A 20,849-nucleotide genomic window follows, 5' to 3' on the forward strand; every position below is an offset into this window, starting at 1 on the left:
AACCCTTATCTCGACGTGGAGGGGGCGTCCGTGCGGGGTCGGGGGGGCGTCCGTGGGGGTGTCCGATCTCCTACGGCGTGACGTCCGCGGCGCCGTCGTCGCCCGAGCGGGCGGCGATGCGCTCGCCCAGCGCCGTCTCGACGCTCTCGAGCAGCAGGTAGACGATCGCGGCGGCGAACGGGCCGAGCGCCCACACGCTCGCGTGGGTCATCACCGTGGCGAGGAGCCAGCACGCCGCGAGGCCGCCGACGACGGACACCGCGTTCATGCTCGTGCCGACAGCGGTCACGTGCGTGTCGTGCTGCGGCATCGGCGCCCGGAACCCGCGGGACAGGATCGCCTCGAGCATCGTGAACGACGCGACGGCGCCGACCGCGAACGCGAAGACGCGTCCGACGTCCGGTGAGCCCTCGGTCGCGTTGAGCAGCCCGAACGCCGCGGTGACGAGGATCGAGAACCCGAACGTCGTGCTCTCGCGGCCGACCGTGCTGCGCATCCCGCGGCCCAGGGGGTCGCCGCTGGTGTCGTCGTGCTCGTGCCCGGTGCCCATCCGCGCACGCTACGTGCGGCTCCGGCGGCGTGCGCGTCGTCGGACCGGGTCTTCGGGGTGCGACGCGCTGCGCCCGGGGTGATGGTGAGCGCGCAGGGCGAGAGGAAGGGGTCGAGATGTCTGCACGCCAGGGTCGTCCGAAGTTCTTCACCGCGTACTCGTTCGGCATCGTGACGGGGGCGCTGTTCCTCCTGTCGTGGGCCGGGCAGCTCGTGTTCCAGCTCGTCGAGGAGCGCAACCAGGCCGCCCAGCACGGGTCGGCGTTCGAGTGGGCCGAGTTCTGGCCGTCGTTCCTCGCGTCGACCTTCGAGAACTGGCAGTCGGAGTTCCTCCAGCTCGTCTGGCAGGCCGCCGGCCTCGCGATGTTCTACTTCTGGGGCTCGTCGCAGTCCAAGGAGGGCGACGAGCGCATCGAGGCCAAGATCGACCGGCTCCTGATCGAGCGCGGCGTCGACCCCGCGGAGTTCGAGTACCGCGAGGAGGAGGAGGCCGAGCAGACCGAGCACCAGCGGGGCTGAGCGGACGGGACCCGTCGGCGGAGCGTGACGCCGGGCGGGTCCCCTGGGCGGTCTGGGCCGTTCGTCACTTCCGTCCCCAGCGCGGGGTGGCAGCGTGGGGCGTGGCATGCCCGGGGCGGCACGCGTCCACCGGGCGCTCGTCCTTGGAGGAGCCATGACGGCGACGACCGCTCCGTCACCCGGTCCGTCCCACCCCGCACCGCCGGGTGGGCGGTCGTACCCATTGCGGCTGGACGCCGTCCCGCCGTCGGGCCTGTCGCGGTGGCTGTGGCTCGTGAAGTGGGTGCTGCTGATCCCGCACGGGATCGTGCTGGCCTTCCTGTGGCTCGCGTACCTGCTGCTGTGGCCCGTCGTGCTCGTGACGGTCGTCGTGACCGGGCGGTACCCGCGGGGGATCTTCGACTTCCAGGTCGGCGTCCTGCGGTGGAGCTGGCGCGTCGGGTACTACGGGTACGGCGTGCTCGGCACCGACCGCTACCCGCCGTTCACGCTCGCCGAGGTGCCCGACTACCCGACGGGCCTCACGGTCGACTACCCCGAGCAGCTCTCGCGCGGGCTCGCGCTCGTCAAGTGGTGGCTGCTCGCGATCCCGCACTACGTCGTGATCGCGCTGCTCAACGGTCCGCAGACGCGGTGGGAGGACGCCGAGGGCGTGCAGTACCAGTCGCAGATCGGGCTCATCGGGATCCTCGTGCTCGTCGTCGGCGTCGTGCTGCTGGTCTCCGGCGCCTACCCGCGTGGGCTGTACGACCTGGTGATGGGCCTGAACCGGTGGGTGTACCGCGTCGGGGCGTACGCGTCGCTCATGACCGACGAGTACCCGCCGTTCCGGCTCGACATGGGACCGGCCGAGTCGGCGCGCGGGGTGGCTGGGGGCGTCTGAGCGCGGGGGCCGGGGCGCCTGAGCGCCCGGGGCGTTCGGGGGTGCCTGAGCGCCCGGGGGCCGGCCCGGCACAGGGCGCCCGTCGTCAGCGCAGCGTGACGCCGGCGTGCTCGCGTGCGGCGTCGAGGAACGCCGCCCGGGCGGGCTCGGACACGGCGGCGACCGACGAGATCGCGGCGCCACCGGTGCTGACCTCGTCGCGGAGCCGGGTGAGCGTCGCCCGCACGTCGTCGGGCAGCTCGGTCGTCGCCTCCGCGATCGTCTCGAGCAGGGCGTCACGCATGGTCACGAGCGTGTCCCACCGGGTCCGCACCGCCTCGATGGCCGCGGCGTACTGCTGCTCGGCGGCGACGTCGTCCGGTGCGCGTCGGTGCGGGTCCTCGAAGCGCTGCATCTGGCGCCGCTGCTCGTCGAGCTGGGCGATCGCCGTCTCGTACCGGCGCAGGCCCGCGTCGACCTGGCGGCACAGCGTGCGCGTCTGCGACCGGGCGCCGTCGCGCGCGAGCTTCGCACCGGTCGCCTGCCCGGCGGCCGCGATGACGAGGCCCGCCGCCGTGCCGACGTTGCGCTTCTCGACCGGTCGGCCGAGCTCGATCGTCAGGGCCGCCGCGCCCCCGAGCAGGAGCAGGCCGGTGAGCAGGTAGCTCGAGAGCACGGTGCGTGCTCGACCTCCGAGTGCGCTCACGAGTCGCCGCCGGGTGGCTCGCGCGTCTGCTTGAGCATGTCCGCGGCGGCCAGGAGCGCCTCGTTCCCGGAGCGCTGCGCCCGCGTCGCGGCGGTGACGGTGACCGCACGGCCCGTGACGCCCGCGAGCGTGATGACGGTCGCGGCGACGACGAGGGCGACGAGCTCGGCCGTGTCGAACGGGTCGTACCCGGGTACGGCCTCGATCGCGAGCACCGCGACGATGATCGCCAGGCCGACGAACGACAGCGCCGTCTCCGCGGCGGTGCTGTACGCCTTCTGCCACCACCCGTAGGCGTCGTCGAAGCGATGCAGGAGGACGTCGAGCACGCGGCGCTGCTCCGCGCGCAGGGGCGCCCCGTCGGGCGTCGGGTCCGGGGGCTCCGCGGCCGGGCCGGCGGTGGCGAGAGGTGCGGGAGTAGGCACGGGAGGCGGCGCGGTCGGGCCGTTCGAGGTGCCGGGTGCTCCGGACATGTCGTCCCCCTCGCGCCGGGCCGCCGACGACTGCGTCGTCGTCCGCGGACCTCCAGCGTGCTCCTGTCGCGCGCCGAGCACCAGGGTGGTCGGGGAACTCGTCGCCCGGGTGGCCGGGGCCTGCTCGGCCCTCCGTCGCGGGGGCGGTCGGAGGGCCGAGCGGGGTCGGCCCGGCGGGCCGGGGCCGGGCGGGGCCGGGGCGGGCGTTCGCGCGCCCGACCGGCTCAGCCCGCCGAGGTGGCGTCCCGCAGGGCGTCGGTGAGCGGCGTCGTCGGGCGGCCGAGGAGACGCGACAGGTCGCCCGTGGTGTCGGCGAGCTCGCCGTCGCGGATGCTCACGTCCATGCCGACGAGGAACTCGACGAGGCCCGCGTCGAGCCCGCCCGCCGTGAGGTTCGCGCGGTACTCGTCAGGCTCAACGCTGCGGAGCGCGACCTCGCGGCCGAGGACGTCCCCGACGGTCGCGGCGAGGTCGGCGAACGACCATGCCACGTCACCCGACAGCTCGTAGGTGCGGCCCTGGAGCGCGGGGTCGGCGAGGACGGCGGCCGCGGCCTCGGCGTAGTCGGCGCGCGCCGCGCTCGCGACGCGACCGTCGCCCGCCGCGGTGACGACCTCGCCGGTCGCGCGCGCCTGGTCGAGCGTCGCGAGGTAGTTCTCGGAGTACCAGCCGTTGCGCAGGAGCGTCGCGGTGAGGCCGAGCTCGCGGACCGCGTCCTCGGTCGCGCGGTGGTCGGGCGCGACGGCGAGCGTCGTCGTGTCGGCGTGCAGCACGCTCGTGTACGCGACGTGCGCGACGCCGGCCGCGGCCGCCGCCTCGAGGACCGCGCGGTGCTGCGGGACCCGCCTGCCGACCTCGGACCCGGAGACGAGGAGGACCTGGTCGGCGCCCTGGACCGCGGCCTGGACGGTCTCGGGGCGGTCGTAGTCGAGCTCGACGGCGTCGACGCCCAGGTCCTCCAGCGCGGCGAGGCGCTCGGGGTCGCGCCCGCCCGCGCGGATGTCGGACGCGGCGACGCCGCGCGCGATCAGGCTCTCGACGACGGTGCGGCCGAACGGGCCCGTGGCCCCGGTGACGACGATCATGTCCTGCTCCTCTCGTGCCTCCCGGCGGAGGCTCTGTACGCATCAACAGCGCGCGCGCGACGGCATTCCGGATCCGCGGTACCCACTTGTGCGTAAGGTACCCACATGGACGTAAGCATCGAGGTGAGGGCCGCTCGGCCGGTCGGACGGCGTTTCCCGGAGAGGTGCGCGTCGCGGACCGTGCTCGACCACGTGACCAGCAAATGGGGCGTCCTGGTGCTCGTCGCGCTCGCGGACGGCACCGCGCGGTGGGGTGAGCTGCGGCGCGCGATCGAGGGGATCAGCGAGAAGATGCTGGCCGCGACGCTCCGGACGCTCGAGGCGGACGGCTTCGTCCGGCGGACGGCGCACCCCGAGGTGCCGCCGCGCGTCGAGTACAGCCTCGAGCCGCGGGGCGAGGAGCTGGTCGCGCGGCTGCTGCCGCTCATGGACTGGATCGTCGAGAACGCGGACGACATCGTGGGCGGTCGGCCCGAGGCCGTGCGGGCGCCCTGACGAGGCGGGAGCCCGGACCGCACGGGTGCCCGGACCGCGGAGGCGTGCCCAGACCGCGTGGGTGCCCGGAGCGCACGGGTGCCGGGAGCGCGCGGCGACCCGCGTCGTCGTCGGCCGTCAGGCGCTCGGGCCGTCGTAGCGCGCGGACGTGTGGTGCTGCGGGACGACGACGTGGAGGGCGTTGCGCTCGACGGTGAACGTCACGGGCGTCTCGCCGACCAGCTCGCCGTCCATGGTGAGGCGCTGCGGGGTGTCGGTGACGAGGCGGACGGTGCGCGTCGCGCGGTGGTGGACCTTCTCGTGCTCGATGAAGCGGCCCGTGCGCAGCAGGGCAGCGATGCTCACGTGGTCGGCGAGCCGGCCCTTCTCGACGACGGTGACGTCGAGCTGGTGGTCGTCGAGGTCGGCGTCGGGTGCGACGGTCGCGCCGCCGCCGAAGTGCCGGCCGTTGCCGATCGACACCTGGAGCAGGTCGTCGAGCTCGAGGGGTGGGTGGTCGCCGTCGGGGAACTCGAGGTGTGCGGTGAACGGCCGGTGGTGGCGGAAGGCGACGACGGCGGCCACCGGGTAGGCGAGCGGGCCGAGCCGCTTCTTGAGGCCGGGGGAGAGGGCGTCGGTCACGCCGACCGACAGGCCGGCCGACGCGACGTTGACGAACGGTCGACCCCCGGCGCGGCCGAGGTCGACGTCGACGACCTTCCCGTCGGCGATCGTCGCGACGGCGCCCGCGAGGTCGGCCGGGACGTCGAGCGTGCGCGCGAAGTCGTTCGCGGTGCCGAGGGGGAGGACCCCGAGGACGGTGCTCGTGTGCGCGACGACGCCGGCCGCGCAGCTCAGCGACCCGTCACCGCCGCCGACGACGAGGAGGTCCGGCGGGTCGGTCATGAGGTCGCGGAGGATCTGCTCCAGGTCGTCGCCGGGACGGATCGCGTGCGTCGACGTGAGCGGCACGCGGGCGCGGAGGAGGGCGTCGCGGGCGTCGTCGGGTGTGGTCCCGCGGCGGGCGCCCGCGTTGACCACGAGGGCTGCGGTGCGGACGGGGTGGCCGGGGGGCATGGTCACGACCGTAGGGCGCGCGGCTGGGCGCGCGCTGTGGGCCGGGTGGGTGGTGCGTCGGCTGGTCGGGGTCCCGCTCGGTGGGGTGCTGGGTGGGCCCGGCTCGGCGGGCGCGTGGGTCAGGGGAGGAGCGGGACCGTGACCATGACGCTCGAGCCGGCGCGGCGGAGCTCGACGTCGGACGCGTCCGTGCCGACGCGGCGGCGCAGCGCGTCGAGGACGATGGCGCAGCTCGGGCGGGACATCTGCAGCGCCGTGCGCATGGAGCGGGCGTGGTGGCGGCGCGCCTCCCGCAGGGCCGCGCACGCGAGGTCGCCCGCGCGGCGTGCGCCCGCGCCCGTGGCGGCGGAGTCGATCTGGACCAGTGCGACGTCGTCGACGTACTGGATCTCGACGGTCGCGCCGTCGGCGTGCATGACCGTCGGCTGGTCGGCTGTGTCGGTGCTCATGGCGGATCCCCTCGTCCGTTGCGTGCCCGTCCTTCCATTGCACGTTCGTGCAGGGCTTGATCGCCTGGGACGAAGGTCCCTGGATGGGCGCCCGTCGGTCGGACGTCGGCAGGGGCCGAGGTGGCCGTCAGGGGTGCGGTTCGGCGGTCGGCGGGTGGTCGGCGGGTGCGAGGGAGCGGTCGAGCGCGTCGAGGATCACGTCCAGGCCGAAGCGGAACTCGTCGTCGGCGGTGGGGTGGTCCCCTGCCGCTCGCGACGCCGCGACGGCGCGCAGGTGGGGGAGGTCGTCGGGCAGTCGGCCGAGGAGGTCGGCTGCCGCGCGCCGTGCCTCCGGCGGCGATGCCACGGGCAGCTGCAGCTGCTGGAGGACGAAGCCGTAGACGTAGCTGTCGAGGAGCGCGACGGCGTGCACGGCGTCGTCGACCGCGAAGCCGGCCGACAGGAGCGTGCCGAGGGCTGCGTCGTGGCGGCGCAGCGTCGCCGAGCCGGGAGAGCCGCGGGACTCGATGAGGCCCAGCGCCCAGCTGTGGCGGGCGAGCGCGTCGCGCGTGGAGATAGCGCGCCGGCGCATGGCGGTACGCCAGTCCGGTCCGGCCTCGGGGAGGTCGATCTCCTCGAGCACCGCGTCGAGGATCCCGGCGACGACGGCGTCCTTGTCGGGGACGTGGTGGTAGAGCGACATGGCCTCCACGCCGAGGCGCTCGGCGATCTTGCGCATGGAGACGGAGGCCACCCCGTGGTCGTCGGCGACCGTGACCGCGGCGGCGATGACGCGCTCGCGGCTGAGGGGCGTGCGCGGGCGGGGGCGGACGGCCATGCGGGCTCCGATGTCGTCGGTCTTGTTCGGGCTTACGAGCGTAAGTTAGCGTGGCTGCGGTCGCCTTACGGGCGTAAGGGGCATCGCTGGGAGGGCGGGTGGTTCGGTGTCAGCAACGTCGGCGGTGTGGCAGCGGCCGAGGAGGGCGACCACGGTCGCCGGGGTGCTCGTCGTCGTGGGGACGGTCGCCGGTGCGCTGAGCGTGGTCCCGGTGCTCGAGCAGCCCGGTTACCTCGACCGCCTGACCGCCCATCACGGGCAGGTCGTCCGCGGCGCCGTGTTCCAGGCCGTCATGGTGCCCGCGTGCGCGGGGTTCGCGGTCGCGCTGCACCCGCTGCTGCGACGGACCGACCCGGGGCTCGGCGCGGCGTTCGTGGGCTTCCGGTTCGTGGCCGCGGCGTTCCACCTCGTCGGCGTGGTCGCCCTCGCCCTGCTCCTCCCGGTCGGGGAGGCGTACGACGGCGCACCCGCCGCGGTCGCCGCCTCGCTCGAGGTGCAGGCGGAGCTGCTTCGTGTCGGGCGGGACCTGGTCAACCACGTGGCAGTGATCGTCCCGCTCGCCCTCGGCGACACGGCGCTGTTCGCGGTGCTCCACCGGCGACGGCTCGTGCCGCGATGGTTGTCCGGGTGTGGGCTCGCCGGGGCGGCGCTGAGCGTCGTCGCGAGCGTGCTGCTCCTCGCGGGGGCCGTGCCGGTGGTGAGCGCGGTGTACCTCGGGCTCAACGCACCGCTGGGTGTGCAGTCGCTCGTGCTCGCGGGGTGGTTGGTGGTGAAGGGGTTCGCGGGCGGGGTGCTGTCCGGGCGGTCGTCGTCGTGAGGCGCCCCACGCGGCGGGCCCACACGTAGCCCGCCCGCATCGGGCGATCACTCCGGCGCGGGGAGCCGCCCGTGCCGCACGGCGTCCACGAGCTCGGCGTGGTCGGCCTCCGTCTGGTCGGCGTACGCCCGCGCGAACCTGACCATGGCCTTGTCGAGCCGCTCCCCGCGGCCGGCGTACCCGGCGATCATCGAGGCGCCGCTCGTCCGCGCATGCCCCTTCGCGAGCAGGTGCCCGACGATGCCCGCGTAGTCGACGAGCGCTGCCGGGTCGAGGCCGTCCAACGGCACCGTGCCCTTCATGTTGCGGAACTGCCGCACGTAGTACTGCCGGCCGTCCACCGTGGTCCACCCGAGCAGCGGGTCGCTCGCGGTCTGCAGCGCCTGCTGGTACTCCACGACGCGTTGGCCCTGGTGCTCGTGCCAGGCGGAGTCGCCGTGGACGTACGGGGCCAGGACCGAGCGGCGAGCCTGCTTCATCTGGAGGAAGAGGACGTCGTCGGGGTCGCTCCCCTCCAGCAGCGCGACGTACGCCCGCAGCCCGACGCTGCCGACCCCCACCACCTTGTGGGCGATGTCGACGAGCGTGTAGCCGCCGACGACGCGCCGCCAGTGCGGTGCGAGCGTGGCGAGGTAGTCGTCCAGGCCCTGGGCGAGGAGGTCGCCGTCGTCGCCGGGCAGGTGGGTGATGAGCGGCGGCTCGTCGACGATCTGGCGTCGCCCCTCGTGCTCGCGGGTGAACCGGGGGAGTGCGCGGTCGCTGGTCCGGGTGCGGGCCCGCTTCGCTGCGCGCTTGATCTCCGCGCGGAGCGACTTCTCGGTCGCGGTCTCGTGCATCCGCTTGACGTCGAGCCGGTTGTAGGAGCGCATGAGCAGCGGCTGGGTGGACAGGAACTGCACCTCGGCCCGGTAGGCCGCGACGCAGGACCGCACGGCGTCGGCGCAGTGGTCCTCGGTCGCGTTGTTCTCCCGCCCGGCGACCACGATGCTCGCGACGAGCCGGCGCAGGTCCCACTCCCAGGCACCCGGGTGCGCCTCGTCGAAGTCGTTCAGGTCGATGACGAGCTCGCCCTCGGACGACGCGTAGAAGCCGAAGTTGCCCAGGTGCGCGTCGCCGCAGATCACGGGGGTGATGCCGGTCGCCGGCAGCCGGGCGACGTCGGCGGCCATGACGATCGCCGTGCCGCGCAGGAACCCGTACGGCGAGGCGAGCATGCGCGCGACCCGGACGGGGATCAGCTCGGCGAGCCGACCCTCGTGCGACTGCTGGATGAGGGTGACCGCGCTCGGACGGTCCGACGGCGGGCTCCACTCGCCGAGCGAGCGCCGGGGGACCTTCCTGCGGAGGTCCTTGCCGATCGCGAACCGCTCCCGGCGCGACGCGGGCTTCCGCCTCAGCGAGTCGAACGCCTCGGTCTCCGCCGTCTCCAGCACCGTGTGGACTCGCGGTCTCGTCGTCACGCTGTCCGCCTCCGCTCGCCGGCCGGTTCTCGTTCTACCAGAGGGGCTGGTCCGCTGCGCGGGTGGGTGCGGCCGTCGCCGAGGTCGGCCGGTACGCTGATCCGGCATCGCGCGGGTCGACTGGGGCCTGTGCGGAGCGCCTGTAGCTCAGGGGATAGAGCACCGCTCTCCTAAAGCGGGTGTCGGCAGTTCGAATCTGCCCAGGCGCACAGAGGTGTTTTCGCAGGTCAGGGGCGGTATAGGCGCAACGATCGCGGTAGGGCCCCTGTCCGATTTGCCGGGCATTGGTCAGCGTGTGGTCAGCGACTCGTCTCAACACGTGGACGGCTCGTCGAGAACGCGGATGGACATCAGCGGACGTCGGACCGCATGCCACTCGGCCGCCTGCAGGAAGCGGGACGCGCCACGGGCGGCGCGCGCGGGCAATCCGGCCGCCAGTCGTCCTTCCCGCAGTCTCCCCGACCCCGTGGTTCCGCCGGCGTACTCGCGGCTGCCGCATCCGCACTCAAGGTGGTTCGCGGGACGGGGACACGTATCGCTGACGGCTGCACACTGATCGCAGTTGGGTGCTTCACGCCGCCTTACGCAGTTCAGACTCCATTCGGCGCCTGACCTCACCGAGGGCGGGGTCAAGAATCCGCGTCTCGGCTTCGGACGCCTTCCTGATGGCGTCCTGAAGCACCTCGACGCCTGCGCCTCGCCCTGCCAGAGCGATCCCCACATCTCCATAGATTCGGTAACTGTGCATATCGTCCGGGTACCTGGTGATAATGCCGTTTGCTTTTGCTGCAGCATCCAGCAATATCGCTACCCGGTCCTCCGCCATCAATCCTGGTGTCAGTTCGGCCTTGCGGACCAGAAGCAGCACCTCGTATCGAGCGAGCACCGGATTGGGCCTGATCGCATCGCCAGCATTGCGCAGTTCCCGTGCGGCATCATCGAGGCGGTCCTGGTCGATAAGGTGACGGATCAGTCGATGCCTCGGGATGCTCTCGCCGGGGAGCAGCCGGACGACCTTATGCAGCAGGTCGACCTGTCGCGTTGGGTCCGAGAGTCGGTCAATGCCGTACTCCTCTGTGCAGAGCGCCCTGGCCGTCTCGACCTCCAGGCGGACCGACGGGTTGATTGAGTCAATAAGCGCCTCAAAGAGGCGATCCAATTCCGCCTGTTGGGCATACTTGTAACGCGCGATGGTCGCCGCGATCACGCGGTGTCGGGTCTCCCAGCCAAATAATCCGTCTCTGGGCCGAATGTCGAACTCTGTGACGATACCCGTGAGGCTCGCAAGCGTGGCGGCAAGTGCACCTGCTTCGAGTCCTAGCAGTCGCATCACCAACTGCCTATGAACTCGTGCTCCAAGTGCCTCGAGGGCCGACACGCTGCGGTAGATATCCTGCGCGGACTGTTCCAACTCTCCATACTCTCGTAGGAGGATATAGTCCAGCTCCTCGGAAGCGAAGATGTTCTTCATGCACACATACATGTCGGCCGAGCATCGCTCCCGAAGGATGCGAAACTGTTCGCCCGGTGGAAGGCTTAGGAACGACGGCTCCACTAATTCGCGGATTGCAGCGAGCGCTGTCAGCCTTAGCAGCTCGTTGATGTCCTCTCGCGACAGTCTAGAGAGGGTGAACGCGTTGCCGTGACTGAAGACGTACCGTGACTTGCTTCGCTGCTGCCACTTCCCAGTGGTCGCCGTAAGCAGAACACGGAGCGCGGGGTTGCTCTCTCTGCCTAGATGGTCCGCGATCTGGCTGACCTGTGAGAGGTTGTCGACGCAGTCGTCGACCAACAGCACGGCACGCTTGCCGAACTCGCGGAGTCGCTTCTCATACTCTATCCAGTAGTCGGCGCGCAAAGGAAACGCGTTGGTGTGTTCCCATGCAGCGTCAACACCGTTTCCGATGTCTAGGAGCACCTGGCGCGCCAGCGTTGTCTTCCCTACGCCGCCAGCTCCTAGAAGGACAGCTATGGGCCTCTCGGCAAGGCTTTCGACGATCCTCGCATGCTCAGAACGTCGGAACGTATGCCCCGCAGCAATGTCAGCGTAGGTCGCGGGCGATCCATTGAAGACGGCTCTGACGTTGGGCATGAGCGACATGGCATGTGCGGCGTCGGTCGTAACGCTAATGAGGGCGGCCGGGAGAAGCGTGGGCTCAAAAACTTCGATCGGTGATGCGTCGCTTGCTCGCTGCTCTTCCGGGGGCAGAGACTCGAGGAGCCCGCCGAGGAGCGAGTCCAGACTGCCGAAGTAGACCTCGGCACCTCGCCCTTGGTGGATTAGAGCGCGTTGCTCATCCCGCGCGAACGCGAGAACAAACACCCGCCCTGGCGTGCCTGACTTCGCTCTAATCCTGAGCGCGTCCCGAACGAGCTCCTTGAGGTGAGGGTCAACTAGCGATTGCCCCACGATCAAGAGGTCCTTGGTAAGTATGTCCGCCGAGAGCGCGCGAAAGGCCGCTTCTCGAAAATCGGCGTACGACTCGTAGTCCTCCTCCGTTAGCAGCATGCGGCTCTTGTGCCCAAAGCCGACATCCTCACTGATGCAGCCGTGAATTTTGTAGTACTCGAGCGCTCCAGGGTCGGCCTGGCGACTGAAGTCGAAGTTGCTACGCCGAACGACGAGTGGCACCTTGGCACTGGCGTACACGCGCTCGACCAATTGGTCGAAATTTGTCCCGTAGATCCGGTACCAATCAAATCGCGGCAGGAGTTGGATACCACCTGTCGGCTCAACCGCGCGAAGTAAGGCTGCCACCTGCGATGCGAGCGCTTCCCTGCCGAGTTGTCGCTCGTAAATGCTACATACTTCGCTAAGCGAATAGTCGGAATCCGACGTGCTCGGCGCGAGATCAATCGACAGTCGGCGACCAAGCTCGACACCGGACGGCGCTCCCGAGGGAATCGACGCACCTGCGCCTAGCAGAAGAGCGGTCTGACGCGGGTTCAACTTGGCGACGAGCTCTTCCATTTCGAACACGTTCGCCTACTCCTCGACTTCAGGGTCGCAACCGCGACGCGCGCCCACCGTGCGTCGCCGAGTCTAGCCAGCAAGGTGGTTGAGGAGTCGACACTTCACCGTGTCGCGATGAGCTGGTGGGAGCGCCCAGTCACGAGCACCAAGAGCCCCAAGCCGTGTTGTGGATGCGCGGCTTCGCCACAGCTTCGCTCGGCCCCGGGGTCTGAGGCGGCTTGTACGTGCGTGCGTCCATACCCGAGGTGAACGTCCCTGGGGCGTCCGGCCGTCGGCAGTCCGTGCGGAGACCGGCTCGGTCGGAAGGACCGGAGGGCTCCACAGGCGGTGGCTCGATTTCCCGTGGCGCCTGCATCAGCGGAATCGCCGGCAGTCGCTCCATCGCCTGCCAGGTCGCTTCGCTGAACAGGTGCCCGTACAGGTCCATCGTCATGGTCGCGGTGGAGTGCCCGAGGATCACCTGCACCGCCTTCACGTCCGCCCCGGCTGCGTTGAGCAGCGACGCGGCGGTGTGCCGTAAGTCGTGGATCGTCGTCCCCTCCACGCCCGCCCGCCGCGTTGCGTCCATCCACCCCGACCGCGCCCGGAAGTTCGTGTTGGTCCACACGCCCCCGCTCGGGCTCGGGAACAGGTACTCGCCCGGCGCCGCGCCGGCGACCCGCGTCTGCACGTACTCGTTCAGCGCGGCCGGCACCGGCACCGTCCGGGTTTGGTGCGTCTTCGTGGGCCCGAACACCGCCCCGCTCGTGCGCTTGGACTGCGTCGCCGCCCGGTGCACCCGCACCCCGAGCCCGTGTGGCGTCTGCACGACGTCGTCGACCCGCAGCGCGGCCATCTCCGAGAACCGGCACCCGGTGGTCCCGAGGAACAGCACGACCGGCTGGCAAAGCGGTGGAACCGCCATCACCAGCCGGCCGAGCTGCTCCGGACGCAACCAGTGCGGCTCCCGCTTGGTGCCCCCGCGCGGCAGCGCCACCATCCGCGCCACGTTCACCGACAGTCGCCGGTCGCGGATCGCGTAGTCGAGCACGAGCCGGATCATCGACAGCGCCCGACGCCGCGTCGCCGTCGCAAGCCCACGCGCCGTCAGCGCGGACATCACCCGTTCGACGTCGGCCGCCGAGATCCCGGAGATCGGGTACGCCCCGATCTCCGGGATCACGTACCTGTCCAGCAGGAACCGCGTGGTCTCCTGGCTGCGCACCGCCAGGTGACCACGAGAGGCCTGCCACTCCTCGGCCAGCGCCGCGAACGTCATCCGCCCGCGCGCCGGGTCGATCCACGAGCCGGCGTCCAGCTTCGCGAGCTGGTCCGCCTCCCAGCGCTTGGCATCGACCCGGCGCCCGAACGACCGCTGCGCGATGACCCGGCCCTCGAAGAACACCTTCGCGCGCCAGGTCACGTTGCCCGTCGGGTGCGCCCGCCTGGTGACGGACATCAGCGCCGCTTGACCGGGATCGTCGGCTCGCGCTCGACCCACGCCGCGGGGAGGAGGATCACCGTGCCGAGGCGCCGGTACGGGATCTGCTCGTGCTCGACCAGGTGGTACAGCGTCCGGGGCGGCACCCCGAGCACCCGCGCCGCGTCCTTCACGCGGTAGTACTGCCGGGCCGGGGTCGTGGGAGCGGTGTGCTGTGCGGTGGTGGTCATGACCTTCTCCTTCTCTTGGGTTGGGTGTGGCGGTGGTCAGCGGCCGAGCACCGGTCCACTGGCGAACGACGGCGGCGGCGTGGTCAAGCGATACGGCGCAGGCTGTGGAGGCCAGGGGTTCGACGGTTGCTGTGGACGCGCGGGCGGCACGAGGGGCGCGGCGCGGCCGGGGTGGTAGGTGTCCCACGTCTCGGTGGCGCTCGGCTCGGCGTGGCTGATCGCGAGAATCTGCTCGAGCACCTCCCGTCCCGACGACGGCGCCTGGCCGGGCAGGCACTCTGGGTCGCCCTGGTCGATGACGACGTAGGCGCGGTTGGCGTGGCGGCCGCGGCTCATCGCGACGTAGAGGTCCTCGCGGCCCATGCCCGGGGTGGCGATCGTGTGGGTCTCGTCGACAGTCATGCCCTGGGTCCGGGCGATGGTCGTGGCGTAGCCGAGCTCGACGTGCTCGGCGACGTAGTCGGCGGGGAGGCGGACGGTGAGTGCGTCGGTGTGGTCGGCGGGCCGGACGCGGAGGGCTCCGTCCGGGAGGACGGCGATCACGTCCCACAGGGCGCCGTTGCGCACGAACCCGTCGGCGGTGGTTAGGCGCCGGTGGTTACGGCGGGTAACGACCCGGTCGCCGACGCCGGCTGCCAGCCCGTCGTGCAGGCTCACCCCGGCCGGGGCGACGTCGCCCGCCGCGATGCGGTCGGCGCGGATGCGGGCGTTGAGCTCGCGGACGGTCCGGTTGTCGACCGCCTGAAGCACCGCGAGCCGGCCGCGCTCGGCTGCGGTGGTGACCGCGTCGACGGCGGCGTCGAGCATCGCGTCGTGGCTGCCGGAGGCGATGGCGCCGTGGGCTGCGTAGGCGTCGAGCGCGGCCGGGTGGGCGCGGCGCAGCTCGAGGCTGGCCCGCGCCTCCCACGGGTTCGCGAACCGCCAGAGGCTGGTGAGCTCGGCCGTCGGTCCGCGGCGGGCGAGCATGCCGAACGCGCCGCCTGCGTCGACCGACCCGCGTTGCAGGTGGTCCCCGACCAGCAGCACCTTCGCCGTCGCCGCGCGGGCCTGCTCGACGATCGCGGCGAGCGTACGGGTATCGGCGAGGGAGGCCTCGTCGACGATGACGAGCTGCCCGGGCGCGAACCGCCACTGGTCCTGCTCGGCGCGCAGCCGCCAGTGCTCCTCGTTGGCCGCCCGCTGCTCCCGGTAGTCGCGGCTGGACTTGCGGGCGACCGCGTCGGCGTACCGCAGGGCGCGGGCGGTGGCGCCGTCGCCGGTGGACTCGTGCAGCCACTTCGCGGTCGTCTCGCACGGCACCTCGAGCGACTCCGCCAGCGCCCGCGCCGCGGTGGCCGACGGCGCGAGCCCGACGACGGATCCGATCCCGTGCCGCCAGAACGAGGTGAGCGCGGCAAGGGTGGTGGTCTTGCCCGACCCAGCCGGCCCGACCAGCACGTCGAGCAGACGCCCGGAGGTGATGACGGCCTCGGCGGCCGCACGCTGGTCGGGGGCGAGGGCGCCGAGGTGGCGCTCGGTGCGCAGCTGGATGGCGCCGAGCATCTCCGCCGGCCGGTGCGGCGCGCCAGCGGTCTCGGCAGCGTCGATGAGCACCTTCTCCGCGCCGAGCAGCTCGGTTGAGGTGAACAGCGACTCCCCGACCCGCCGCGTCACCGGGTCGCGGTTGTCGTCCAGGTGCACGCACGCCGCGGCAGCCTCGGTCGTGACCTCGTTCAGCAGCGCCCGTCGCTCGCCCGGCGAAGCCATCCGCAGCAGCTTCGAGGCCCGGACGGCGGCGGCCCCGAGGTTCCACGTCGTCCACACCGACCGCCGCGTCGACACGTCATCGAGCACCTGGGCAACCATCGCCGCCCGCACTTCCGGGCCGACGTCGTGCGCGTGCAGTGCCCGCCCGTAGGCGCCGGTCAGTGCGCGGGCGGCGAGGTCGTGCGGCTCGAGCCCGGTCAGCGCGCGGGCGCGGTTCGCCCAGTCCGCTAGCAGGTCCGCGAGCGGCCGAACCGTCTTCGGCGGCCGGGTCGCGCGGGTCAGGTGCTGCCGCGCCCGGGTCGTCTCCACCCGGGTCGGCGCCCGGCCGTGGGTTGTCTCGAACTGGGCGAGCCACTCCTGCTCGGCGCAGTGGATAGCCTCGGCCCGGGTCGAGAAGTGCGCGAGCAGGTCCTCGCCGATCCCGTCGACCTTGAACGCGGGGTTCCGCCGCGGGCCGCGGTCCCGCATCGACCACTCCACCGGCAGGCGCCGCGTCAGCTCGTCCGCGAGCAGCGCGTCATAGAGTTCGGACACGGTTACCACGGCGGCGTGCACGGTCCGCCCGTCCAGGCTCCGCCAGGCGCCGTCGGGCCCCTGGACCTTGTTGGCGATGACGACGTGGGTGTGCAGGTTCGGGTCCCCGGCCCGGGTGTCCCAGTGGTCGAACGCCGCGGCGATCAGCCCGCGGGTGCGGACCTGATGACGGCCCGCCTCGCCGATGCGCGTGCGGATGACGCGCTGCTCGACGAACTCCAGCGATGACGCCAGCGCCGCCCGGTGCGCGTCATAGACGATGACGCGGTGCGCGTCATCGGCCAGCGCCCACAGCACCGACACCGACTTCGGTGCGGTGAACGTGAGGTCGAACCCGACGACCGCGTGCCGCTTCCCGTCATCGAACCGGCTATAGGGCCGGCCGAGTGCGTCATCGGTGAGAGGGTCGGCGCCGTCGCGGAACACGGCCGTCATCGCCGCCTCGCTCACGACGTCACCGGGGCGCAGTCGTCGGGTCGCGTCGCCGAGGCCGGCGAGGCCTTCGCCGTACCAGCGTCCGGCCGGGTTGCCGGTCTGCTCGTAGTACGCGGTGAGAGAGGCACCCGGCTCCAGGCCGGCGTCGCCCGCGGCGACGTGCCGAGTCAGATAGGCGTACCCATCCCCAGCCGTCAGCTTGTGCATCGACATCACCGGAACCACCTCCCCTCGCGACGCCGTCGCTACCTGCAGGTGTGCGGCGGTGAGGGAGAAGATGCGCACCTGCCGCCGCGACGGCGTTCAGGAAGAGGTGTGCCAGCGGGCCTACCAACCTCAGCCGCTAACGCAGGCGGGCTGGGTGGAGGACGATTGGCTCGTGCCCGCGCTGACGGTCGAGGTGTTCCCGATCGAACCAACGCGCTGGATCGCGGTCGTCGACGCAACCAAGGGGCCCTTCTCGACGGAGGTGGCGTCGCCGCAACTGGTTGGCGCTGAGGTGGCGCGGGCGATCCTCGAGGTGCTTGGTGACGACCTCCCGCACGAACTGGTCGACGAGAGCGGCCGTCCTGGGATGCCCAGGTCGCTAGGCGCCAGATGGGTCGTCTGCTCTCACGCGAGGGCTGACCCGCCGGGGCTTTGAGCGCTAGGGTCCGGCCAACCGTCCAGCTCGACTGATCGGAGCCCCATGCCCCTCGTCGTTGAAGCTCAGCCGATCTCCGACACGCTCTTTCGCCTCGAGATCACCATGGACGGGACGGTCATCGGCGAGTACGAGCGCTCGCGCCACGCGGATATCGCGCGCAAGACCGAGGAGGTCAACTGCGCTGCGGACTACCTCATGGAGCTCTACGGTCGCCGCGGCAGGTTCGTCGTCCGCTGGAACGCGGCCACGCGCACGAAGGTCATCCGCGACGAGCTCGGGAACCACGTAGGTGAGATCCCGAGGCCCTGCTGGCGGAAGCCCGCTCGCCAAGCCAACGCATCCCGTTTAACCGCGTAGCTTTGTGAGGCCGCCAGGCCACGCTGACGCCGAGGAGTGCCGCGCCTCCCGGGAGCCGGCGCGGCCGCGGGCTGAGTTCGCACATGTGAGGACCTGCGACGCCATAGTGGCTCAGGCGTTGGCGAAGGTCCGCAGGATGTCCGCGCCGGAACTGAGGACGACCGCGTCCTCTGCCAGGCCTTCAGGCAGGTGCTGCCGCACCTCCTCGCTAAAGATCATCGTCGGCACGCCAGGGGCCATCAGGGCCATGTCGCCGGCTGACGCCATCCGGACGAACAACTCCCAGGCCAACTGCCCGCTGACGTGGTTCACCATGAAACCGGTGCCCGGCTCGGCGACCCCGTAGAAGTCGGCAGTCCCGTCGTCGAAGTGCAGCTCGGCGAAGTCGGACTCCGACTCGACCCGCATCAGGTGTGGGGCAAGAAGCTCGCTCAGCACACCGTTCTCCGCCTCGGCCGGCTCCCCGCCGACGAACCGCTGCGCGAACACGTCGAAGCTCATGCCCGGAGCGTTCCATCCAGCGCTGGCCCCTTCAAGAGACCCTCAGCCCCCGCAGGCTCGGTGGGCCGTCGTCACCGCGCCCGTTCGGGCTGGAGCCCTGGGCGCAGGAGCCGATGACGGCGACGACTCTTCTTGCATCCGATGATGCAAGTCGTCGGGTTCGCTGGAGGTGTCGCGGTTCGCCCGGTGCCGCGCTTCTAGGCATGCCCATCGCAACGGCACCTGCAAGCACCCGATCCGCACGGACGGTGTCACTCGGTGTGACCCTGCCGATGCGGACACTGTCTGAACGTGCGACTACTGGAGCCTCTCTGCCTCTCGGCGCACTTGCACCCACTCTCCCAAGAAGTTAAGCAAGGCCTGGAGCCGATAGACGAAGAACTCCTCGAACTCCTCGGGCGTTGCCGTAGGCGAAGGCATCTGACTCGGAAGGAACTGTGAAGCTGCGAGATCGCGGTGTGCCAACAGGGCGCCTCGGGCGGCAGCAGCACTTAGGTCCCGCCTTGTGAGTGCGAAGCTCAGTACTCGCAAATGGGGCGCGGAAGGCTCGCTGGACCAACCTCGGCCGAACAAGCTGCGCGGGATCAACGGGCCGTCGGGATGGTCCGACCGGCCAAGATCGCTGTCGCTTCCGCTTTGTTGAACATTGAGGAGGAGGCTACACAGGAAGGTGCGCCAAATCGCACCTTGGCTTCGACGGGTAGATTCGAGCAGTCCCTCGAGACTAACTGTGCGCGGTTCGAAAGAGCCGCTCACCAAACTGCCGTAGTCAGACACGACCCGAGTGTTCGACGCGACATCGTAACCAAGCCCAAAGCCGGTCCCGAAGAACCATGACCGAAGCGACTCCTCGGTTCCCCTGCTACCTTCTTCGCGCATGAATAAGGCCGCAACTGCTGGCAGCATCGCGCCGTATGGAAGGTACGCCGGCGTGGCCACGCCGCATCGCTGACGGAAGAATGCAATGGCGCGGCGCATGGCGCCTAGCGATTCGTCCCAGCGGGGGGCGATATCCTCGGTTTGGAGCCGCAGTACCGCCGACTGTCTTACGTCAGCAGCGGTGTTCAGCGCAATTGCCTGAAGCAATGGCGTTGCGTCGTCTCCTAGCCAACCCGCGAGATCGGGCGATGCCCCCCTCGCCTCGTCCCAGGCATCCCGCAAACTCCAAGCGGGAGTGGAGATGCGGGCGACCATCAGGTCGAACGTACCCAGCCGCAGGCCGGTCCGGTTCGTGATCTCAAATATTTGTGCCAACTCCACCGGTGGGACGGACCGATCCAGGACGGTGACCGTGTATCGATACTCGGCGAGGCGGTTAGCGACGTTTCGGAAGAACTCTGTGAGCTCCTCGAGCGAACTGTCCGACATTAGGCCGGTCGCCTCGAGGGCTGAGCGCCACTGGAAGTACGACGCCGGCGAGTCCATAGCACTGATTGGAATGATCCGCTCTCGTACTTGGTAGGATGGCTCCTGTGCGTCTTTTAGCCACTTCTCGGTTGGGATGACCAGGAGAGCGTCCTCGATCTCGTCACGGCCAGCACCCTCGATTTTTAGGTCCCAGCGAATCGCGTACCTATAGTCACCGCGCCCTCGCACGGCGTGGAACAGGCTGGTCAAGCGCTGCTGCCCATCCAGAACTACGTAATGAGGCGCATCAGCGAGCCTCTCTGCGCCGTCGAATGGCCGAGGGTTCAATTCCTCTTTTGCTGCGGCGTTGTACTCGGTGAACATCAACGTGCCGGAGGGCCACCCGAGGAGCATGCTCGTGAGGAGAGATTTCACGGCGGCCGGTGACCAGTCGTAGTCGCGTTGAAACCCAGGGAGCACAATTTCTCCGGCCTCGACGAAGTCGAGCAGGCGCCGCAAGTCGATCAATTCTGCCCTGATGTGCATGCCACGCAACTACTTCACCTCGCCTTCAAAAACCGTCGCACCCGGCCGTTCGTTGAACTGTGAGTACCACCATTCGGCGGGTGGCCGCGTGTGGGCGGGGTCCATCACGAGGGCTATGCGCTTCTCGCCCAACTTTCGCGTGAGTGCGCGATCTAGCAGGATCACCACCGCGCTGTCTGTGTGAATATACTCGTAGGCGATAGTCTGTTCGGCGTATGCGAGCCGGATCCTCGACCCTTTGCAAGTCGATGCATCTCGGGCGTACGCATCCCAGAGCTTCTCGATGGCGCGCCGCTGTGAACTGAGTTGCGCCTGACTCTCATCGATACTGGCCCCGCGCATATCCGCCACTTCGGTGGCGTGGGGCCCTTTCGGATCATTGACGACGCAGTCGATAGTGATTGGCCGACCGCTCGTGGCAGCGAGAATCTCCGGCCACAGACTTACCATCCGGTCCCCAGCTGCCACTACCACCTTGATCGAGTGAGTGCCGCGAAAGATGCGCTCCCAGTCTACAGCGGTTTCGACGGTAGCGTCCAGGAGGCCAAGGTTGCGAAGTGATTGGGCGGTGTTAGTCAGGTCGAATAGTTCGGCGGTATAAGATTCGCGCACGAATAAGTCGTATGCGATAGAGATTAGGCCAATGCTCAGAAGGACGGCGCCGAAGTTCTGCAGTAGTAGCGCCGCTGTGTCTGTGGCGACTGTCGTTCCGATGATGAGGGCAACGGTGGAGGCGAAGACGACGACGCCCGCGATTATTATCATTGTCGGTCGCGATATGCGACGATGATTCATTGACGCGACCTTCCCGCGATCATCCCTCGT

21 protein-coding genes and 1 tRNA gene are annotated in these 20,849 nt (G+C 70.2%); 7 read left to right on the plus strand and 15 right to left on the minus strand.

The features are described from left to right. Window positions 1–70: 70 nt before the first annotated feature. Window positions 71–550 (minus strand): hypothetical protein, encoded by a 480-nt coding sequence (locus IEV86_RS09470; RefSeq protein WP_043602185.1) that lies wholly within the window; start codon window positions 548–550, stop codon window positions 71–73. Between the two features lie 116 nt (window positions 551–666). Between IEV86_RS09470 and IEV86_RS09475 the strand changes: the two genes are divergently transcribed. Next, on the plus strand, window positions 667–1,068 hold the full coding sequence (locus tag IEV86_RS09475; protein WP_152605516.1) for a DUF6766 family protein: 402 nt from the start codon (window positions 667–669) through the stop codon (window positions 1,066–1,068). 154 nt (window positions 1,069–1,222) lie between these two features. Next, the gene (locus IEV86_RS09480) at window positions 1,223–1,951 is read left to right on the plus strand and encodes a DUF4389 domain-containing protein (protein WP_052425768.1); all 729 of its coding nucleotides are present in this window, start codon (window positions 1,223–1,225) and stop codon (window positions 1,949–1,951) included. An 85-nt stretch (window positions 1,952–2,036) separates the two neighbouring features. Here the strand turns inward: IEV86_RS09480 and IEV86_RS09485 are convergent, their stop codons facing one another. The 3 genes from IEV86_RS09485 to IEV86_RS09495 all read right to left on the minus strand — a co-directional run bounded on the left by IEV86_RS09485 (window position 2,037) and on the right by IEV86_RS09495 (window position 4,194). Then, a complete protein-coding gene (locus IEV86_RS09485) occupies window positions 2,037–2,606 on the minus strand; it encodes a hypothetical protein (RefSeq protein WP_043602189.1) in 570 nt (189 codons plus the stop codon). A gap of 26 nt (window positions 2,607–2,632) precedes the next feature. Then, window positions 2,633–3,109: a hypothetical protein gene (locus tag IEV86_RS09490; protein WP_152605518.1), complete on the minus strand. Its 477-nt coding sequence runs from the start codon at window positions 3,107–3,109 to the stop codon at window positions 2,633–2,635. Between the two features lie 224 nt (window positions 3,110–3,333). Further along, window positions 3,334–4,194, minus strand: coding sequence for an NAD(P)H-binding protein (locus IEV86_RS09495; RefSeq protein ID WP_043602192.1), 861 nt, complete (start codon window positions 4,192–4,194; stop codon window positions 3,334–3,336). A 105-nt stretch (window positions 4,195–4,299) separates the two neighbouring features. On the opposite strand from IEV86_RS09495, the gene IEV86_RS09500 reads away from it, so the two are divergent. Beyond that, a complete protein-coding gene (locus tag IEV86_RS09500; RefSeq protein ID WP_043602193.1) occupies window positions 4,300–4,689 on the plus strand; it encodes a winged helix-turn-helix transcriptional regulator in 390 nt (129 codons plus the stop codon). A gap of 117 nt (window positions 4,690–4,806) precedes the next feature. On the opposite strand, the gene IEV86_RS09505 is transcribed toward IEV86_RS09500, so the two are convergent. The 3 genes from IEV86_RS09505 to IEV86_RS09515 form a co-directional block, all read right to left on the minus strand. Further along, window positions 4,807–5,745, minus strand: a complete 939-nt coding sequence (locus IEV86_RS09505) for a lipid kinase (RefSeq protein ID WP_043602194.1) — start codon at window positions 5,743–5,745, stop codon at window positions 4,807–4,809. A gap of 119 nt (window positions 5,746–5,864) precedes the next feature. Further along, window positions 5,865–6,194, minus strand: a complete 330-nt coding sequence (locus IEV86_RS09510; RefSeq protein ID WP_043602195.1) for a hypothetical protein — start codon at window positions 6,192–6,194, stop codon at window positions 5,865–5,867. A 127-nt stretch (window positions 6,195–6,321) separates the two neighbouring features. Further along, window positions 6,322–7,011, minus strand: coding sequence for a TetR/AcrR family transcriptional regulator C-terminal domain-containing protein (locus IEV86_RS09515; protein ID WP_043602196.1), 690 nt, complete (start codon window positions 7,009–7,011; stop codon window positions 6,322–6,324). A gap of 106 nt (window positions 7,012–7,117) precedes the next feature. Between IEV86_RS09515 and IEV86_RS09520 the strand changes: the two genes are divergently transcribed. Then, window positions 7,118–7,828 carry a DUF4386 domain-containing protein gene (locus IEV86_RS09520; RefSeq protein WP_161784008.1) on the plus strand — a complete coding sequence of 237 codons (711 nt, stop codon included), beginning with the start codon at window positions 7,118–7,120 and terminating at the stop codon, window positions 7,826–7,828. Between the two features lie 47 nt (window positions 7,829–7,875). Here IEV86_RS09520 and IEV86_RS09525 read toward each other — a convergent pair whose 3' ends face one another. After that, window positions 7,876–9,288 carry a DUF2252 domain-containing protein gene (locus IEV86_RS09525; RefSeq protein ID WP_052425770.1) on the minus strand — a complete coding sequence of 471 codons (1,413 nt, stop codon included), beginning with the start codon at window positions 9,286–9,288 and terminating at the stop codon, window positions 7,876–7,878. A 136-nt stretch (window positions 9,289–9,424) separates the two neighbouring features. Between IEV86_RS09525 and IEV86_RS09530 the strand changes: the two genes are divergently transcribed. Next, window positions 9,425–9,497 (plus strand) — tRNA-Arg (locus IEV86_RS09530). A 362-nt stretch (window positions 9,498–9,859) separates the two neighbouring features. Here the strand turns inward: IEV86_RS09530 and IEV86_RS09535 are convergent. From IEV86_RS09535 to mobF, 4 genes are all read right to left on the minus strand, one after another. Next, window positions 9,860–12,259, minus strand: a complete 2,400-nt coding sequence (locus IEV86_RS09535; protein WP_152605519.1) for an SIR2 family NAD-dependent protein deacylase — start codon at window positions 12,257–12,259, stop codon at window positions 9,860–9,862. Between the two features lie 139 nt (window positions 12,260–12,398). Further along, window positions 12,399–13,700, minus strand: coding sequence for a tyrosine-type recombinase/integrase (locus IEV86_RS09540; protein WP_229734580.1), 1,302 nt, complete (start codon window positions 13,698–13,700; stop codon window positions 12,399–12,401). Further along, window positions 13,700–13,912, minus strand: coding sequence for a helix-turn-helix domain-containing protein (locus IEV86_RS09545; RefSeq protein ID WP_043602199.1), 213 nt, complete (start codon window positions 13,910–13,912; stop codon window positions 13,700–13,702). Before IEV86_RS09545 ends, IEV86_RS09540 begins: the two co-directional genes overlap by 1 nt. Before the next feature lie 36 nt (window positions 13,913–13,948). Beyond that, the gene (mobF, locus tag IEV86_RS09550; protein WP_043602278.1) at window positions 13,949–16,840 is read right to left on the minus strand and encodes a MobF family relaxase; all 2,892 of its coding nucleotides are present in this window, start codon (window positions 16,838–16,840) and stop codon (window positions 13,949–13,951) included. Between the two features lie 52 nt (window positions 16,841–16,892). Here mobF and IEV86_RS09555 point away from each other — a divergent pair, with 52 nt between their 5' ends. Together IEV86_RS09555 and IEV86_RS09560 are read left to right on the plus strand one after the other, a co-directional pair. Next, on the plus strand, window positions 16,893–17,270 hold the full coding sequence (locus IEV86_RS09555) for a hypothetical protein (protein ID WP_043602200.1): 378 nt from the start codon (window positions 16,893–16,895) through the stop codon (window positions 17,268–17,270). Window positions 17,271–17,315: 45 nt separating this feature from the next. Further along, on the plus strand, window positions 17,316–17,630 hold the full coding sequence (locus IEV86_RS09560; protein WP_043602201.1) for a hypothetical protein: 315 nt from the start codon (window positions 17,316–17,318) through the stop codon (window positions 17,628–17,630). Window positions 17,631–17,741: 111 nt separating this feature from the next. Here the strand turns inward: IEV86_RS09560 and IEV86_RS09565 are convergent, their stop codons facing one another. The 3 genes from IEV86_RS09565 to IEV86_RS09575 all read right to left on the minus strand — a co-directional run bounded on the left by IEV86_RS09565 (window position 17,742) and on the right by IEV86_RS09575 (window position 20,789). Beyond that, complete coding sequence (locus tag IEV86_RS09565) at window positions 17,742–18,131, minus strand: hypothetical protein (RefSeq protein WP_043602203.1); 390 nt, start codon at window positions 18,129–18,131, stop codon at window positions 17,742–17,744. A gap of 297 nt (window positions 18,132–18,428) precedes the next feature. After that, window positions 18,429–20,024: a DUF262 domain-containing protein gene (locus tag IEV86_RS09570; RefSeq protein WP_043602206.1), complete on the minus strand. Its 1,596-nt coding sequence runs from the start codon at window positions 20,022–20,024 to the stop codon at window positions 18,429–18,431. A 9-nt stretch (window positions 20,025–20,033) separates the two neighbouring features. Then, window positions 20,034–20,789 carry a hypothetical protein gene (locus tag IEV86_RS09575; protein ID WP_043602208.1) on the minus strand — a complete coding sequence of 252 codons (756 nt, stop codon included), beginning with the start codon at window positions 20,787–20,789 and terminating at the stop codon, window positions 20,034–20,036. Window positions 20,790–20,849: the final 60 nt, after the last annotated feature.

This window comes from Cellulomonas carbonis (genome assembly GCF_014636275.1).
Lineage (GTDB): Bacteria > Actinomycetota > Actinomycetes > Actinomycetales > Cellulomonadaceae > Actinotalea > Actinotalea carbonis.

Coding starts and splice junctions, on each gene's coding strand:
- IEV86_RS09470 (WP_043602185.1), bottom strand. CDS start 550: ATGGGCACCGGGCACGAGCACGACGACACCAGCGGCGACCCCCTGGGC.
- IEV86_RS09475 (WP_152605516.1), top strand. CDS start 667: ATGTCTGCACGCCAGGGTCGTCCGAAGTTCTTCACCGCGTACTCGTTC.
- IEV86_RS09480 (WP_052425768.1), top strand. CDS start 1,223: ATGACGGCGACGACCGCTCCGTCACCCGGTCCGTCCCACCCCGCACCG.
- IEV86_RS09490 (WP_152605518.1), bottom strand. CDS start 3,109: ATGTCCGGAGCACCCGGCACCTCGAACGGCCCGACCGCGCCGCCTCCC.
- IEV86_RS09495 (WP_043602192.1), bottom strand. CDS start 4,194: ATGATCGTCGTCACCGGGGCCACGGGCCCGTTCGGCCGCACCGTCGTC.
- IEV86_RS09500 (WP_043602193.1), top strand. CDS start 4,300: ATGGACGTAAGCATCGAGGTGAGGGCCGCTCGGCCGGTCGGACGGCGT.
- IEV86_RS09505 (WP_043602194.1), bottom strand. CDS start 5,745: ATGCCCCCCGGCCACCCCGTCCGCACCGCAGCCCTCGTGGTCAACGCG.
- IEV86_RS09510 (WP_043602195.1), bottom strand. CDS start 6,194: ATGAGCACCGACACAGCCGACCAGCCGACGGTCATGCACGCCGACGGC.
- IEV86_RS09515 (WP_043602196.1), bottom strand. CDS start 7,011: ATGGCCGTCCGCCCCCGCCCGCGCACGCCCCTCAGCCGCGAGCGCGTC.
- IEV86_RS09535 (WP_152605519.1), bottom strand. CDS start 12,259: ATGGAAGAGCTCGTCGCCAAGTTGAACCCGCGTCAGACCGCTCTTCTG.
- IEV86_RS09540 (WP_229734580.1), bottom strand. CDS start 13,700: ATGTCCGTCACCAGGCGGGCGCACCCGACGGGCAACGTGACCTGGCGC.
- IEV86_RS09545 (WP_043602199.1), bottom strand. CDS start 13,912: ATGACCACCACCGCACAGCACACCGCTCCCACGACCCCGGCCCGGCAG.
- mobF (WP_043602278.1), bottom strand. CDS start 16,840: ATGTCGATGCACAAGCTGACGGCTGGGGATGGGTACGCCTATCTGACT.
- IEV86_RS09560 (WP_043602201.1), top strand. CDS start 17,316: ATGCCCCTCGTCGTTGAAGCTCAGCCGATCTCCGACACGCTCTTTCGC.
- IEV86_RS09565 (WP_043602203.1), bottom strand. CDS start 18,131: ATGAGCTTCGACGTGTTCGCGCAGCGGTTCGTCGGCGGGGAGCCGGCC.
- IEV86_RS09570 (WP_043602206.1), bottom strand. CDS start 20,024: ATGCACATCAGGGCAGAATTGATCGACTTGCGGCGCCTGCTCGACTTC.
- IEV86_RS09575 (WP_043602208.1), bottom strand. CDS start 20,789: ATGATAATAATCGCGGGCGTCGTCGTCTTCGCCTCCACCGTTGCCCTC.